The 13,463-nt window shown below is 68.8% G+C and carries 15 protein-coding genes; 3 read left to right on the top strand and 12 right to left on the bottom strand.

All coding sequences use genetic code 11. The annotated features are described in order from the left end of the window. Positions 1-73: 73 nt before the first annotated feature. The 3 genes from K8U54_RS18685 to K8U54_RS18675 all read left to right on the top strand — a co-directional run bounded on the left by K8U54_RS18685 (position 74) and on the right by K8U54_RS18675 (position 2,471). Entirely contained in the window at positions 74-961 is an 888-nt protein-coding gene (locus tag K8U54_RS18685) for a LysR family transcriptional regulator (protein ID WP_249907222.1), read from the top strand. A gap of 121 nt (positions 962-1,082) precedes the next feature. Then, complete coding sequence (locus K8U54_RS18680) at positions 1,083-1,805, top strand: pirin family protein (RefSeq protein WP_249907221.1); 723 nt, start codon at positions 1,083-1,085, stop codon at positions 1,803-1,805. A 162-nt stretch (positions 1,806-1,967) separates the two neighbouring features. Then, the gene (locus tag K8U54_RS18675) at positions 1,968-2,471 is read left to right on the top strand and encodes a L,D-transpeptidase family protein (RefSeq protein ID WP_249907220.1); all 504 of its coding nucleotides are present in this window, start codon (positions 1,968-1,970) and stop codon (positions 2,469-2,471) included. A 21-nt stretch (positions 2,472-2,492) separates the two neighbouring features. Here the strand turns inward: K8U54_RS18675 and K8U54_RS18670 are convergent, their stop codons facing one another. From K8U54_RS18670 to K8U54_RS18615, 12 genes are all read right to left on the bottom strand, one after another. Continuing rightward, a complete protein-coding gene (locus K8U54_RS18670; protein ID WP_249907219.1) occupies positions 2,493-3,152 on the bottom strand; it encodes a type II secretion system protein N in 660 nt (219 codons plus the stop codon). Further along, on the bottom strand, positions 3,149-3,535 hold the full coding sequence (gene gspM / locus K8U54_RS18665; protein ID WP_249907218.1) for a type II secretion system protein GspM: 387 nt from the start codon (positions 3,533-3,535) through the stop codon (positions 3,149-3,151). Before gspM ends, K8U54_RS18670 begins: the two co-directional genes overlap by 4 nt. Next, complete coding sequence (locus K8U54_RS18660) at positions 3,532-4,638, bottom strand: GspL/Epsl periplasmic domain-containing protein (protein WP_249907217.1); 1,107 nt, start codon at positions 4,636-4,638, stop codon at positions 3,532-3,534. The genes gspM and K8U54_RS18660 overlap by 4 nt, the downstream gene beginning before the upstream one ends. After that, on the bottom strand, positions 4,635-5,225 hold the full coding sequence (locus tag K8U54_RS18655; RefSeq protein ID WP_249907216.1) for a prepilin-type N-terminal cleavage/methylation domain-containing protein: 591 nt from the start codon (positions 5,223-5,225) through the stop codon (positions 4,635-4,637). The genes K8U54_RS18660 and K8U54_RS18655 overlap by 4 nt, the downstream gene beginning before the upstream one ends. Further along, positions 5,222-5,587 (bottom strand): type II secretion system protein, encoded by a 366-nt coding sequence (locus K8U54_RS18650; protein ID WP_249907215.1) that lies wholly within the window; start codon positions 5,585-5,587, stop codon positions 5,222-5,224. Before K8U54_RS18650 ends, K8U54_RS18655 begins: the two co-directional genes overlap by 4 nt. Continuing rightward, positions 5,584-6,063 (bottom strand): prepilin-type N-terminal cleavage/methylation domain-containing protein, encoded by a 480-nt coding sequence (locus K8U54_RS18645; protein ID WP_249907214.1) that lies wholly within the window; start codon positions 6,061-6,063, stop codon positions 5,584-5,586. The genes K8U54_RS18650 and K8U54_RS18645 overlap by 4 nt, the downstream gene beginning before the upstream one ends. Positions 6,064-6,192: 129 nt before the next feature. Next, positions 6,193-6,627 carry a type II secretion system major pseudopilin GspG gene (gene gspG, locus K8U54_RS18640; protein ID WP_249907213.1) on the bottom strand — a complete coding sequence of 145 codons (435 nt, stop codon included), beginning with the start codon at positions 6,625-6,627 and terminating at the stop codon, positions 6,193-6,195. 14 nt (positions 6,628-6,641) lie between these two features. Continuing rightward, positions 6,642-7,844 carry a type II secretion system inner membrane protein GspF gene (gspF, locus tag K8U54_RS18635; RefSeq protein WP_249907212.1) on the bottom strand — a complete coding sequence of 401 codons (1,203 nt, stop codon included), beginning with the start codon at positions 7,842-7,844 and terminating at the stop codon, positions 6,642-6,644. 2 nt (positions 7,845-7,846) lie between these two features. Further along, the gene (locus K8U54_RS18630; RefSeq protein ID WP_249910473.1) at positions 7,847-9,295 is read right to left on the bottom strand and encodes a GspE/PulE family protein; all 1,449 of its coding nucleotides are present in this window, start codon (positions 9,293-9,295) and stop codon (positions 7,847-7,849) included. Positions 9,296-9,300: 5 nt separating this feature from the next. Next, positions 9,301-11,253: a type II secretion system secretin GspD gene (gspD, locus tag K8U54_RS18625; protein ID WP_249907211.1), complete on the bottom strand. Its 1,953-nt coding sequence runs from the start codon at positions 11,251-11,253 to the stop codon at positions 9,301-9,303. Positions 11,254-11,256: 3 nt separating this feature from the next. Continuing rightward, positions 11,257-11,682 (bottom strand): pilus assembly protein PilZ, encoded by a 426-nt coding sequence (locus K8U54_RS18620; protein WP_249907210.1) that lies wholly within the window; start codon positions 11,680-11,682, stop codon positions 11,257-11,259. After that, positions 11,679-13,313, bottom strand: coding sequence for a lipoprotein UxpA (locus K8U54_RS18615; protein ID WP_249907209.1), 1,635 nt, complete (start codon positions 13,311-13,313; stop codon positions 11,679-11,681). Before K8U54_RS18615 ends, K8U54_RS18620 begins: the two co-directional genes overlap by 4 nt. Between the last annotated feature and the right edge of the window lie 150 nt (positions 13,314-13,463).

The following is a 13,463-nucleotide window of genomic DNA, read 5'->3' as shown; positions in this document are numbered from 1 at the left end:
AGACGCCGAGGATAGCCGATGGCGCGAAGCCCACGCACCCGGTAATAATCGCGGGCCAACCGATGAGAAGCCCATGAACGTCGAAGACCTGCGCCTGTTCGTCACTACCCTGGACGCCGGCAGCTTCACCGCCGCCGCCGATACCCTCGGGGTGACCAAGCAGTACGTCAGCCGCCGCGTCGCCGCCCTCGAAGCGCTGCTCGGCGTGCGCCTGCTCAACCGCACCACGCGCCGCCTGCAGGCCACCGAACTGGGCCTGCTGCTGTACGACAAGGCCACCACCATCCTCGCCGACCTGCGCGATGCCCAGGAGCTGGTGTCGGCCCAGGGTGCCTCGCTGCGCGGCACCCTGCGGGTCAGCGCGCCAATGACCTTCGCCACCCTGCACCTGAGCCATGTGCTGCCACTGTTCATGCAGCAGCACCCGCACATCAACCTGGAGGTCGACCTCAACGACCGTGCCGTCGACCTGCTCGCCGATGGCTACGACATGTCGATCCGCATCGGCACCCTGGAAGACTCCAGCCTGATCGCCAAGCGCCTGACCGACATGCAGACCATCCTCTGCGCCAGCCCCGCTTACCTGGAGGCGCACGGCACACCGGCCGATCTCGGCGAACTGCAGCAGCATGCCTGCCTGCTCTACGGCCATAGCCGCCACGTGGAATGGCGCCTGCGCGAGGCCGGCAAACCCCGGAACCTGAGCATGCGCGGCCAGCTGCGCGCCAACAACGGCGAGCTGATCCGCGATGCGGCCGTGGCCGGCATGGGCATCGCCTACCTGCCCACCTTTATCGTCGGCCAGGCCCTGGAGAGCGGCGCGCTGGTGCCGATCCTCGAACAGCACTGGCCTGCCTCGGCGGCGGTGTATGCGGTGTACCCACAGCACCGGCAGTCCGCCCGCGCGGTGCAGGTGTTCTCGGATTTCATCAAGCAGCAGATCGAGCACCTGAGCGCCTGAAATCGTCAACCCAGATAGGACAATAAGTCCATTTGCAGCCGGTTAATCAATCCACCGATAGTCAGTAACATCACCTCCATGCCGCCGATAGAGGCCGCACTCATCAACTGGAGGATTCATCATGCTGGCTATCCGTAAAGCGACCGACCGTGGCCATGCCAACCATGGCTGGCTCAACTCCTTTCACACCTTCTCGTTCGCCAGCTACAACAACCCGAAGGAGCGCGGCTTCTCCGACCTGCTGGTGATCAACGACGACACCGTGGCCGCCGGCCAGGGTTTCGGCGAGCACCCGCACCGCAATATGGAGATCTTCTCCTACGTGCTGCAAGGCGCCCTGGAGCACAAGGACAGCCTGGGCACCGGCTCGGTGATCCGCCCCGGCGACGTGCAACTGATGAGCGCCGGTACCGGCGTGTCACACAGCGAGTTCAACCACTCACGCAGCGAGCCGGTGCACTTCCTGCAGATCTGGATCGTGCCGAGCGAACGCCAGGCCGAGCCGCGCTACCAGCAGGAGCACTTCAGCGAGGAACAGAAACGCGGGCGCCTGCAGCTGATCATCTCGCCGGATGGCGCCGACGGTTCGCTGAGCGTGCGCCAGAACGCCCGCGTCTACGCCGGGCTGTTCGACGGTGCCGAGCAGGCTCATCTGCAACTGGACGACAACCGCTACGCCTACGTCCACGTGGCCAGCGGCAGCGTCCAGCTCAACGGCGAGCTGTTGCAGGCCGGCGATGGCGTAAGGCTGCGCGATGTGCGCGACCTGCACCTGAGCAATGGCCAGCAGGCCGAAGTGCTGGTGTTCGACCTGCGCCCCAACGAGCTGCCCTCGTTGTACTGATGGCTGCGTGAGCGAGGCGAACCAGGGATTACAGGTTCGCCTCGCTCTATATCAGGCTGCGGGGCGGTGCGGCGCCTGTCGCCAGCCCCTAGGCGCTTATATACGCCTGCCTTAGAATGAGCCTCCGCCGCCCGCCGGCCATCTGCTCAGTCGAAAATCCCCATGCGCTGGTTGCTCGCCATTACCCTCTTCTCGCTGGCCCTCGCCGGCCAGGCGGCCACCGCGCCCGCCTCCCCTGTAGCGACCGTCGACAAGGTGTTGGTGGAGAAATCCCAGCGCCGGCTGCACCTGATCAGCGGGGGCAAGACGCTGAAGTCCTATCGCATCTCCCTGGGCAAGCAGCCGCTCGGCACCAAGCTGCGCGAAGGCGACCTGCGCACGCCGGAAGGTTTCTACTGGATCGACTGGCGGCGCAAGAGCGAGAAGTACAACCTGTCCATGCACATCTCCTACCCCAACGCCCGTGACCAGGCTCAGGCGAAAGCCGCGGGCGTAAAACCGGGCAGCATGATCATGATCCACGGCACACCGCTGGACGACGAATACCCCGAGTGGTTCTTCCATACCCTGGACTGGACAGAGGGCTGCATCGCCATGAAGAACGCCGACATGCGTGAGGTCTGGGCGCTGGTGAAGGACGGCACGCTGATCGAGATCCGCCCCTGACGGCCTGTTGAGCTGGGGTGATTACCAACGGATGCTACGCGCCACCTCGGTGCCGCCCGGCGCCAGCCATTGCCCGCTGACCAGCAGCGGTTGCAGCGCCGCGCCAGGCTCGACGCGCCCCGTCAACCTGGCCTGCCGGGCGAGCAGATCGGCCGCCAACTCTGCCTGATGCTGCCCAGCCAGGCGCAACTGCCCCGCCAGTTTCCAGCCAGCCGTGCAATCGAGGGCCAGGCGGGCCTGCCCCAACTCCAGCTGCCAGGGCGCCAGCAACGCCAGTCCATCAACCTGTAGATGGCCCTTGGCTGACAGGCAGCGCGCGCCACTGCCGGTCAGCTCGAGCATGCCCTGCCAGCGCCCCGCCAGGCGGTAGCCGGTCGCCAGGGTGTGCGTATCACTGGCCGGCTGCAGCGCGGCCTGCCAACGCCAGGGCCAGCCGGATATCTGCAACTGCCAGCGCTGCCCCTGATAACCGGCACTCGCCTGTGCCCTCGCCCGCCAGGGTTGCCATTGCCAACGCAGCGGCCCGAGATCACCCAGGCGCTTGGCCTGCCCCTGCCAGAGACTGCCGCTGATGCCTGCCAGCGGTACCGGCAGCGGCGCCAACAGCCAGCGGGCGGGCAGCTCGACCAGCAGGGTCAGGGCGAATACCAGCAGCGCCCACAGCCACGCGCGCCGGCTCATCGCTGCAGGGCCAGTTCGAAGTGCAGCGCCGACTCCTCACGGCGCAGGCTCCAGCGCAACAGCTGCGCGCCCTCCCGCTGCAGCTGCAGGAGCCAGTCCTGTAGCATGCGCTCATCCTTGAGACGCCCCCGTACCAGCCAGTGCTCGCTGTCCGGCTCCAGGGTGTCGATGCGGATATCACGGGCCTTCGCGGCCTGCTGCAGGTCCTCGGCGCTCAGCGTGCTGTCGGCCCCCAGGGTCAGGCTCGAACCTGCCAGCGCCTGCCACTGACCAAAGGCCTGCCAGCGCTGTTGGCCTTCACGCCAGGCCAGCAGCGCCAGCAGCACGGCGATGATCGCCACCGCCAGCAGGCGTACGCCGCGGTGTTCGAGGTTCAGGCTCATGACGCGCCTCCCAGGTCGAAAGTCAGATTGAGTTCGTCGCTGGCCTGGGTCACCTGCACCGCCACGCCAATAGCGCTGGCCATCGCCTGCCAGGCCGAATCGTCGACGGCCTCGTGGCCCTGCAGGCGCAGGGTCCAGCGCTGCCCATCGAACTGCGCAGCGCTCAACTGCCAGCCGGCGTTGGCGCGCAACCAGCCATCGAGCTCGGTCTGCAGATGCTGCAGTTGCCGCACGCGCAGTTGTCGCTCGTCCGCGCCCAGACGCTGCTGCTTGACCCGCTGCGCGGCTTCGCGCAGTGAAGTGACCGGGCCGACCACGGCTTCCACCTGCGCCTGATACAGACCCTGCTGCCGCCACTGCTGGCTGGCCCACAACCCTGCCCAGAGCACGGCCAGGGCCAGGCAGGCCGCCGGCAGGCGCCACAGGCCAGGGCTGAGCGGGTGGGCCTGGCGCTTCGCCCGGCGCCGTTCGAACAGGCTGGGCAGGCCCTCCAGCGCGGCGAGCGGCTCGGGCCAGGCGCCGTCGAGCCTGTGGATATCCAGCTCGCGCCAAATGCCGGCTGGCGCCAGCGCCTGCAGCTCGACCGGCCAGGCCAGCCAGTGCTGGCGTGCCTCGTCGCTGCGGCCGACGAACAGCGTCGACCCCGCCCCCTGGCGCCAGCACCAGGCCGCGCCGGCAGAGGGCTCCGGCAACAGCTGGAACTGCGCCCAGCAGCGCTGCACATCGAGCTGCCACCTCGCACACTGGTCCAACCAACCGTCGAGCTGCGCCTGCTCGACGCAGACCAGCCTCATCCAGCCGGGCTCACGGGCCAGGCAGCCGCAGGCCAGATCCTCGGCGCTCTGCAGCAGGCGATCCTCGAGCAACAACGGCCACTCGTGGCGCTTCAGCCCCGGCGGCGCCGCTACCTGGAAGTGGCTGCACAGCTCGCCCGGCAGCACCAGCGCCACCCGCGCACCTGGTGTTGCCGGCGGCGCTCCCGAACCTGAGGCCTGCACGCGGCCCTGCTCGACCCGCGCCCATTGCCAGGCCTCGGCGTGGGTGCCCGGGCGCAGCAGCAGCCAGGGCCGTGCCGCGCGGCGACGCCAACGCTCACGTTTCATGAACGGCCCCACGGCAGGGCGAAGGTACAGACATAGGAGGCTCCATCATGCTGAAACGTCAGGCGCACGCCCCTGTCCGGGCGCAACCTGTCCGTCGATGGCCAGGCCAGCCAGCGGCTGTCCTGGCGAAAACTGAAACTCACCGATTGCACCCCGTCCAGCTGCTCGCGCAGGGTCCACGCCGGGGCGCCTGCGGCGTACAGATCAGCGGAGGTGTGCAGCAGCAGGCGCTGGCTGCGGCGCTCGTACCTCAGACGCTGGCGCTGCAGGCGGGCGCCGCCTTCGGCGCTCGGCCAGGCGCCGAGCGCCACCCACTGCAGTTGCAGCGCGTCCGGCTGCCAGTCCAGCCAGTTCATGGCCAGCGGCAAACGGCGTTCATGCAGCTGACGCAGTTCGGTGGTGTCGAAACGGCGCTCCAGGGCCAGGCAGAAATCCAGTACCGGCATACCGGGCGCGCCCTGGGACAGGCGCTCGCGCACATTGATCCAGCCGTTGACCAGGGCGGCCAGGAGCACGCCCAGCAAGGCCGTGAGCGCCAGGGCGACCAGCAGCTCGATCAGGGTCAAGCCGCCCTGCCTGGCGCTCACGGGCGCACCAGAAACAGCTGATACAACCCCAGCGACTCGCGGCGCTCGCCATCGGCGAACAGGCTCAGCTCGGCACGCCGCAGGTTGCGTACTCCGGTGCCCTGCAGCTGCAGTTGCCAATGACAGCTGCCGTGGCCCTGGGCGAGCACCCCGGAGAGGCTGCTCTGCGCCGGCCAGAGCTGCTCGACCGCGAAACGGGCTTCCAGCTCACGGGCACACAGCGCCCCGAGCTGATGCTGCTGAACGCTCTGCTGCACGGCCAGACGCTGGCGCAGCACCTGGCTGGTCATGACCGCCAGCACGGCGGCGATACCCAGGGCGACCGTCACCTCGAGCAGGGTGAAACCGCGCTGGCGCTTCATGGCAACGACGTCCGCAGCAAGCGACCGGTGCTGTCCCACTGCCATTGTTCGCCACCCTCGGGCCAGTGCCAGCGCAATGCCTGGGCAGGCCCGACACCGTTTGGCGTGAACAGCAGACGCGGCTCACCGGCAGCCGGCCAGTCGGGCCTCAGCAACCTCGGCCATTCGCCCAGGGCGACCGCCTCGACCTGCCAGCGCAGCCCCTCCCGATCACGCACCTGGCGCACGAACTCCGGGCGCTGGCCGTTCCAGCGCAGACCACGAATCTGCCCGGCGTGCAGGGCCTCGGCGGCCTGGGCGCGGCTGGCCGCCGCGAGGCGTTCCAGGGCCTGCTGCGCCGGCGCCCCACCGCTGTCGAGCCAGGCCACGCCGAGGCTGCTCAACAGGCCGGCGATAAACAGCACGACCAGCAGCTCCAGCAGGCTGAACCCGCGTTGCGCCGACGTAGGGTGGATGACGCTCTGTTCATCCACCATGGCAGCCACGTAGGGTGGACGACGCTTCCCCCGTCCACCGCCTACGACCGCAACGGTGGACAAAAACGGCGTTGTCCACCCTACGCAGGTGCCGTCCACCTCGCTGCAATTCCCGCCCATGGCAGCTTCTCAGAGCTCCCAGTTGCCCAGGTCGGCATCGATGCCCTCGCCGCCCGCGACACCATCGGCGCCCAACGAGTAGACATCGACCCGACCATGCTGGCCCGGGCTGCGGTATTGATAAGGATTGCCCCAGGGATCCTCGGGCAGCCGGCGGATATAGCCGTCGGCACGCCAGGCACGCGGCAGCGGCTCGACGGTCGGCTTGGCCACCAGGGCCGACAGCCCCTGCTCGTTGCTGGGGAAACGCAGGTTGTCGAGGCGGTACATGTCCAGGGCCTGCTCGAAGGTCGACAGGTCGGCCATCACCTTCTGCTTCATGGCCTTGTCCTGGCTGCCCAGCACGCTGGGCGCGACCACGGCGATCAACAGCCCCATGATGAAGATCACCACCATGATTTCCATCAGGGTGAAGCCCCGCTGGGTGAAACGATTGCTGCGCATGATGGCGCTCCTCCTTACAGTGTCAGGCCCTGGTTGAGCTGCATGATCGGCAGCAGCACAGCCATTACGATGAACAGCACCACGCCGCCCATCACCAGAATCATCAGGGGTTCGAACAGTGCCATGGCGGTGTCCACCTGGCGGGCGAAGCCACGCTCCTGGTTGTCCGCCACGCGTTCGAGCATGTCCGGCAGGGTGCCGCTGGCCTCGCCACTGGCCACCATGTTCAGCAGCAACGGCGGGAAATGGCCGCTGGCCTCCAGCGCCCGGTGCAGGCTGACGCCGCCCTTGACTTCGCTGCCGACCCGTTCCAGGGCCAGGCGGATGCGCCGGTTGTTGACCGTGGCGGTGGCCACCTGCAGGGCCTCGAGCAACGGCACGCCGCTGCCCACCAGGATCGCCAGGCTGCGTGACAGTCGTGCACTCTCCAGCACCTGCAGGAGCACACCGACCTGGGGCAGGCGCAGCAGCAGATCGTCGCGGCGCAGGCACCAGTGCGGCTTGCGCAGCAGCACCTTGCCAAGCAGCGCCGCCAGCAGTGCCGCCCCCAGCAGCCAGGGGCCGAGCAGCACCAGGGTGTTGCTGATGCCGATCAGCAGCGTGGTGATCCACGGCAGGCTCTGCCCGGCATGGGCGAACTGCTCGGTGAGCTTGGGCACCACGAAGGTCATCAGGCCGATCACCACGGCCAGGGAAACCCCCATCAGCACGGCCGGATAGATCAGCGCGGTGCGCGCCTTGTGCTGCTGGCGCTGCACCTGTTCGAGGTGCTCGGCCAGGCGTTCGAGCACCTGGGCCAGGCGACCGGAGCGCTCCCCGGCCTCGACCAGCGCGCAGTACAGCGGCGAGAACACCCCGCCCTGGCGCGCCAGGCTGCGGGCCAGGCCAACGCCCTCGGCGAGCGAGCCGCGCACCGCCACCAGCAGGCTGCGCAGGGCGGGCTGGACCAGTTGCCGCTCCAGGGTGCCCAGGGCGTCGACCAGCGGAATGCCGGCGCCGGTGAGGGTCGCCAGTTGCCGGGTCAGTTCGCACAGCTGCGCACGGCTGACCCGCTGGCGACGTGGCTGGCGGCTTTGCGGGTCGTGGCGGTGCAGCTCACGGGCGAACAGCCCGTTTTCGCGCAGCAGCTGCCGGGCGTGGCGCTCGCTGTCCGCCTGCAGACTGGCCTTGTGCGCCTTGCCGGCCAGGTCGACGGCCTGATAGCGATAGGTCGGCATGCTCAGCCCTGTACCGCGCGCAGCACTTCGGCGAGGCTGGTGTCGCCGCGGCCCAGGCAATCGCAGGCCATGGCCGCCAGGCTCTGCCGACGGTCCTCGAGGTAGGCCTGCATGCTCACCTCGCTGGCGCCGCTGTACAACAGTGCGATCAGCCCGTCGTCCAGCTCGATGAACTCGTACAGCCCCAGTCGGCCCTGATAACCGCTGCCCTGGCATAGCTCGCAGCCCACCGGATGAAAGCTGTGGTCGAGGCCGGCCAGCTCCGGCAGCAGCTGCCGCTCGGCGGCCTGCAGGGGGCGCCGCTCGGCGCAACTGCACAGGCGGCGCACCAGGCGCTGGGCGAGCACGCCGCGCAGGCAGGAGGCGATCAGAAAGGGTTCGATGCCCATGTCGCGCAGCCGGGTCACCGCGCCCACCGCGCTGTTGGTATGCAGCGTCGACAGCACCAGGTGCCCGGTGAGGCTGGCCTGCACGGCGATCTGCGCGGTCTCCCGGTCACGGATTTCGCCAAGCATGATCACGTCCGGGTCCTGGCGCAGGATCGCCCGCAGGCCACTGGCGAAGGTCAGCCCGGCACGCGGGTTGATGGCGGTCTGGCCGATGCCGGTGATGGCGTACTCCACCGGGTCTTCGACGGTGAGGATATTGCGGCTGCCATCGTTGAGGCTGTTGAGACTGGCGTACAGGGTGGTGGTCTTGCCCGAGCCGGTCGGCCCGGTGCTCAGCACGATGCCGTTGGGGCGGCCCAGGCAGGCGCGCAGGCCCTGCTCCACCGTGGAGGGCATCCCCAGGTTGGGCAGTGCCAGCAGGCTGGCCTGCTTGTCCAGCACGCGCATCACCACCCGCTCGCCATGGATGCCCGGCAGGGTGGAGACCCGCACGTCGACCTCGCGGCCGGCGGCCCGCAGGGTGATGCGGCCGTCCTGGGGCTGGCGCTTTTCGGCGATGTCCAGGCGCGCCATGACCTTGATCCGCGACACCAGCATGGCCGACAGCGCCCGTGGCGGGCGCAGCACCTCACGCAGGTGGCCGTCGATGCGCAGGCGCACCACCAGGCTCTGCTCGAAGGTCTCGATATGGATATCCGAGGCCTGCAACTGCAGGGCCTGGGCGAACAGGCCGTTGATCAGGCGGATCACCGGCGCCTCGTCATCGCTCTCCAGCAGGTCCTCGATGCGCGGCATGTCGTTCATCAAACTGTCGAGATCGACCTGCTCGCCGATGCCCTCGATCAGCGCCGCGTTCGCCCCCTCGCCGGCCTGGTACAGCTGGCCCAGGCGTTGTTCGAACTCGCTGCGTGACAGGCTGCACACCGAAGCCGGCGCGCCCTCGACGCGCAACAGCTCCTGCAACTGGTCGGTGTCGGCGTCCTCGCACAGCCACAGGCTCCAGCTACCCTCGCCGGGCACCCAGGCCAGGCCGGCCTGCCGGGCCACGCGATAGGGCAGCAGGCTCATTACCAGGCGCCCCCATCGAGGCGCGCACGGCTGGCCGGGAACAGCCGCTGCAGCCCGGCATCGCCGTCCAGCGCCGGCAGCTCCAGGGCCGTGTCGCGCTGCAGGTTCTGGTATTTATCGGCACTGAAGCTGGCGATGCTCGGCCCGTCGCGCAGGATGCGCGGGCGGATGAACACCATCAGGTTCTGTTTCACGCCGCTCTTGGCGGTCGAGCGAAACAGCCGGCCGAGGCCGGGTATGTCGCCGAGCAGGGGCACCTTCTGATCGGTGTTGCTGGCTTCATCGCTGATCAGCCCGCCGAGAATGATCAGGCCGTTGTCCTCGACCATCACCTTGGTCTTGATCTCGCGCTTGTTGGTGATCACGTCGCTGGCCGAGGCGAAGTCGGCGATCGACGACACCTCCTGGACGATGTCCAGGCGCACGCTGTTGTCGATATTGATCTGCGGCTTGATGCGCAGCTTCACGCCGACCTCGCGGCGCTCGATGGTCTGGTACGGATTGCTGTTGTTCTGGGTCACCGAGCCGGTGACGAAGGGCACTTCCTGACCCACCAGGATCGACGCCTCGGCGTTGTCCAGGGTCAGCAGGGTCGGGGTGGACAGCAGGTTGAAGCCACTCTTGCTCTTCAGCGCATTGAGCAGCACGGCGAAATTGAAGCCACCGCCGAAATGGCCGATGCCGGCGGTGGCGCCGTTGACACCCGACAGTAGCTCGCCGAGGGCGGCGTTGTCGCCACTGGCCGCGGCACCGGCGATGCTGGCGATATTCGCGCCGCCGGCGCTGAAGTTGACCACCCCGGCGCCGAGCTTCTCGTCGGCGAACAGCCACTGCACGCCCAGCTCCTCGGCGCGGGAATCGGAAACCTCGGCGATGATCGCCTCGACCACCACCTGGGCGCGGCGGATGTCCAGTTGCTCGACGATCGAGCGGTAGGCCGCCAGCTCGCTGTCCGGGCCGACCATCACCACCGCGTTGGTGCCCTCCTCGTATTCCAGGCGCACCCCGGAATCGCTGATCGGCAGGCGCGCGACCTGGGCACCTTCCGCGCCCTCGCCGGGGGCCTGGGGCGCCTCCTGGCCGAGACCGCGCAGCACCTTGACCACTTCACTGGCGTTGGCATGGCGCAGGTAGATCACCTGGGTATTGGAGGCGCGCAGCTCGCCGCCCGGTCGATCCAGTTGGGTCAGCAGGGCACGCACCCGCTCACGGCTGTCGGCACTGCCGCGCACCAGCAGCGCGTTGCTGCGCGGGTCGGCGATCACCTGGGCGCCGTCGGCGCCCTTGTCGCTGGCCAGCAGTCGGGTGATCAGCGCGCTGGTGTCGGCGGCGCTGGCGTGCTGCAGGGGCATCACCTGCAACGGCTCGTCGCTGACCTGATCGAGTTCGGCGAGCAGGCGGTCGATACGCGCCAGGTTGCTGCGCCAGTCGGTAACCACCAGCAGGTTGGCGGCCGGATACGGGGTGATGACCCCGACCCGCGGATCGATCAGCGGCTTGATGATGCCGAGCAACTGTTCGCTGGCGGCATTGCGCACGCTGAATACCCGGGTGGCGATACCGTCGCCGGCGGCCGGCTGCCCGCCGCTGGGGTCCACGGGCACCGGCTCCAGGCGCGCGGCCTGATCAGGCACAATCTTCACGCTGCCGTTGGGCAGGTTGACCGCGGCGAAGCCCTGGGCACGCAGTTGCGCCAGGAAGATGTCGTAGATGGCTTCACTGTCATGGCGCTCGACCGTGCGCACGGTGACCTTGCCCTTGACCCGCGGGTCGACGATGAAGGTCGTGCCGGTGATCTGCGACACGCTGTCGATGAACTCGCTGAGTTCGGTGTCGACGAAATTCACCTCGTACAGCGGCGACTCGGCGACCGGCAGGTCCAGCACCTCATCGGCCAGAATCTGGGTAGCGCCCAGGGCCAGCAGCGCGGCCAGGCAGTAGCGAACGATCATCTCTTATCCTTGCCGCTTGAAGCCGGTCACGGCAGGCCGTGGCGGCCAGGGCAGGCGCTCGCGCCGCCCCTGGTTGTCGAAAATCAGCCCCGTCTCGTCGATGTCCTGCAGCACGATGCCCGGGGCGAGGCGTTGCCCGCGGCGGTAGCTGCGCACCTGCTGCTCGTAGCGCAGCACCACCACCGTGGCGCCCAGCGGCTGCGCGCGCAGCCCGCCCAGGTACTGGACCGGCAGGCGGGTCAGCGGCACTGCACCGTCGTCGGCCTGCAGCTGCCAGTGGCCCACCAGCAGGCCGGGCGGCGCGGCCACCTCGACGGCTGCGGCACGGGCCGGTTGCGGCTCACGGCTGAGCAGCAGCACGCACTGCGCCGCCAGCCACGCCGCGAGGGTCAGCCACAGGCCGTTCCACAGGCGCGGCGCGCTGATCAACTGACGCCTCGGGGGTGCCAGCCGGGATGGCCCTGTACGTAGCGCACGCTGGGCAGCTGCAGGGCCGGCAATTGCCAGTCGGCCGGCTGCCTGCTCAACCAGGTTTCCACGCGCTGCCAGAGGGGTTCGCCGCGGGCATCGGCGCTCAGGGAAACGCTGCGACACAGGCCGTCGAGTGGCGCCAGACCGGAAACCCGCTTGCCCCCCGCGCTGTAGCTGACCTGCCAGGCCTGCCCCTGCCAGCGCGGCAGATCCTGGCTGTTGTCGAGCAGCAGGGGGTCGCCGAACAGCTGGTCGGCGGCGTTCTCCAGCACGCTTTCCAGCGGCTTTGCCGGCGCCTCGACCACGGCGGCCGGGTAGCCGCCGGTGAGGCTGATCAGCTGCTCGCGGGTGATCGCCTGGCCGGCGGCCAGGGGGCTGTCGTAACGCAGGCCGGGCAGCAACACCTGCATCCGGCCGTCATCGGAGAGGGCCTGATGGAGCAGGCGGTCCCAGCTGCCACCGCGGGTGTCACGCCGCCACAGCGCCTGCGGCGCCCTGGCCAGCGGTTGGTCGAGCCAGGCGGCGTGAGGCGCGCGCTGGCCCTGCAGCTGGCGGCGCAAGCCTGCTGCATGGGCCTGGCCGGCCGGGGAAAGCAATTGTTCGAAGGCGGGGTGAAAGCGGGCGACGAAGGTCCACTGCCCCGCCTGGCGCTGGCAGCCGATATGAAAGGCACCGCTGGCCCGGCAGCCGCCGAGCACCACCGGCACCCGCCTGCCGCTGCTTTGCAGCACCTCGATCGGCGTCGGCCAGAAATCCTGCCCACGGGCACACAACAGCAGGTCGGCGTCGCCCAGCCGTTCGGCCAGCCAGAGGCCGGGCCCGGTGCCCACGTCGGCCAGGGCGATGACCAGATCGGCCTGCTCACGCGCCGCCTTGAACGCCGGCAGCAGCGACTGGTACCACTGTTTCAGGGAGGCTTTCTGGTCCCCGGCATAGGGGTCGGTGATGCCCACCACGGCGATTCGCAGGCCAGCGCGGCGGATCAGGGTGAAGGGCTGCACGCCCAGCGCCTGGGCCTGATCTTCGGCCAGGCCGGCACCCAGCACCGGCCGGGCGAACTGGCGATAGAGGCCGGCACAGCGCTGGGGCCACAACACCCGCTCATCGCTGCTGACCCGCACCTCGCTGCCCAGCAGCTGGCTACCCTGGGCACCACTCTCGCCCTGGGTCAGATAGGCCAGCCCGCTGCCGTTCCAACCCTGGCCGTTCTCCAGGGTCAGGCAGCGCTCGGCGCCGTGGCGCTGGCGCAGGTCTTCCAGCACCGCGCCCAGCACGGCGTAACCACCAGTGCTGACCCCTTCGGCCAGGCGCGCATCGAGCAGCGGATTGAGTTCGCTGCGCGCCTGGTGGGCATTGCTGCCACTGAGCCAGGGCGCGCGGCCCAGGTGGGAAACCGGCCCCAGCCGGGTGGCCGGCACCACCGGCTGGCCCGGCTGGCGGGCATCCAGGGTATCGGCGACGTACAGCAACTCCAGCTCGGATTGCCCGGCCGGCCGCGGGGTCGCGAAGCCCGAGCAGGCACCGAGCAGCGGCGCCACTGCACCGATGCCCATCCAGCTCATCACTTCCCGCCTGCCGATGTCTGTCATCGCCCCGCCCGCCTCACCTTTATGCGTTGTCGGGGCGGGATACTGGGCAGCTTATGTGACAGTTTAATGGCGGTTATTCGACAGCCTTGCCATGGATCCAAATTGAAAAAACCAGATAAATCAGAAAGCTAGCGTCATAAAGCTTTCAAT

Source organism: Pseudomonas fulva (genome assembly GCF_023517795.1).
GTDB classification, from domain to species: domain Bacteria; phylum Pseudomonadota; class Gammaproteobacteria; order Pseudomonadales; family Pseudomonadaceae; genus Aquipseudomonas; species Aquipseudomonas fulva_D.
This window is presented reverse-complemented; position numbering and strand designations above follow the sequence as displayed.